The organism is Limosilactobacillus oris DSM 4864 (assembly GCF_001434465.1).
Classification (GTDB): domain Bacteria; phylum Bacillota; class Bacilli; order Lactobacillales; family Lactobacillaceae; genus Limosilactobacillus; species Limosilactobacillus oris.
On sequence record NZ_AZGE01000058.1, the window covers coordinates 1 to 1,664 of the forward strand.

A 1,664-nucleotide genomic window follows, 5' to 3' on the forward strand; every position below is an offset into this window, starting at 1 on the left:
TCTCATCAGTACTTCTTGACGAAGAGCCAGTAAATCGGAAACGCCGCCGACCGTTTAAAATGGTCAGCGGCGTTTTTATATTGCCAATGAGTGCTTAATCTTAAAAGAGTTTCCCGACTCCGTAGTGGATTGTGATGGTAATCAGACCAATGATAATGTTCCGAATAACTGCCACCTTAACCAGACCGTTGCCGAGCTTAGAACTGATGTACCCGGTCAGGGCCGAGGTGAAGGCCACGGCGAGAATGACGGCGTACCACTTGAATGCTTCAGGTGCCAGTGTCATTGCCATTAACGGGAAGAGCCCTCCCGCAGCCGCGGAAAAGAGGGAGGAAAATGCCGCGTCCCACGGGTTCAGGTAGTGGCCAAGTTCGATGTCGTATTTGACCCGCACAACCGTTGCTAGGGGTTTCTTCTTTAATAGGTCGGCCGCAATGGCAGCGGAGGTTTCCTTGGAAACTCCCTTATTGACGTAGTAGTCGGTAACGGCCTGTAACTCACCCGCAAAATCAGTCTTGAGCAGTTTTTCTTCCTGGGCAACTGCCGATTTTTCGGTATCCTTTTGGGTAGAAACTGAGGCGTATTCACCCGACGCCATGGAAAAGGCACAGGCCAATAAATCTGACAGACCAGCAATAAAAATTGTAAACCGGTCAGTAGTCGCCGCAGCCACTGATACCAAGACACCAACGACGGTTAAAATACCATCGTTAGAACCCAGCACCCCGGCCCGAAGAGTGTTCAGCTTTTCTTCCATCGTCTTCTTTTGCTGTTTAATCTTTACCACTAATCTCACCCCTTACCGTGCAAATAGCTGACCAATCAAGAACGTAACCCCCATCGTCAGCAAGCCTGCTGCGGCGTTCCGCAGCATTGACTTGATCCGGTTTGACTTGCCGAGGACTGCTGCCAAGTACCCGGTCACCAGGAGGGCAATCAGGACGGCGACCATGGTTGCCCAAATCCGGTCAGCTGCAGGCGCCATCGTCACCGCAACCATCGGTAGGATTGAGCCGGTCGGAAAGGAGATAAACGAGGCAATTGCGGCAGCATAGGGGCTGGTAAAGTCTTGGGGATTAAAGCCATATCGTTCTTGCACAACTGCACCGAGCGGATCCTTTTTCATCAGCTCGGCGGTCGCCTGGTGAGCTAGCTGGGGATCGATATCCTGTTCCTCATACTTACGTTGAACATAATCGAACTCGTGCTGGTACTGTTCGCTCAGTCGTTGCTGTTCATTAATGATCGCCATCTTTTGGGAATCCTTTTGAGTAGATACCGAAACGTATTCTCCCATACACATTGAAATCATCCCCGCTAGACTACCAGAAAGTCCAGAAATCAAAATTGAGTACGCATTACTGGTGGCAGCGGCAACCCCAATGACGATTCCGGCAACCGAAATTATCCCATCATTTGCGCCCATGACACTAGCACGGAGAACGTTCACCTTTTGAGCTAGTGACATTTTCTTTTTCGCCATGATAGTTTCTCCCTTCGTTTTTTTTATAATCATTTTAACATTTGGAATAATTACATTCAAGTGTTTTTAGCTCACTCATGGATTTAGTTAGAATGATTAAAATTAATTTATCCAGTTAAAAAGCGATAACCGTTACTCGGCTATCGCTTTTTAAGGTTCTACAATTTTAAGTACTGATGGA

Annotated in this window: 2 protein-coding genes; both read right to left on the minus strand. The window is 48.0% G+C overall.

Translation table 11 applies throughout. The features are described 5' to 3' along the window. Nucleotides 1-100: 100 nt before the first annotated feature. The gene (locus tag FC49_RS09565; protein ID WP_176605838.1) at nt 101-757 is read right to left on the minus strand and encodes a VIT1/CCC1 transporter family protein; all 657 of its coding nucleotides are present in this window, start codon (nt 755-757) and stop codon (nt 101-103) included. A 42-nt stretch (nt 758-799) separates the two neighbouring features. Beyond that, nucleotides 800-1,483 carry a VIT1/CCC1 transporter family protein gene (locus FC49_RS09570; RefSeq protein ID WP_003714736.1) on the minus strand — a complete coding sequence of 228 codons (684 nt, stop codon included), beginning with the start codon at nt 1,481-1,483 and terminating at the stop codon, nt 800-802. Nucleotides 1,484-1,664 lie beyond the last annotated feature (181 nt).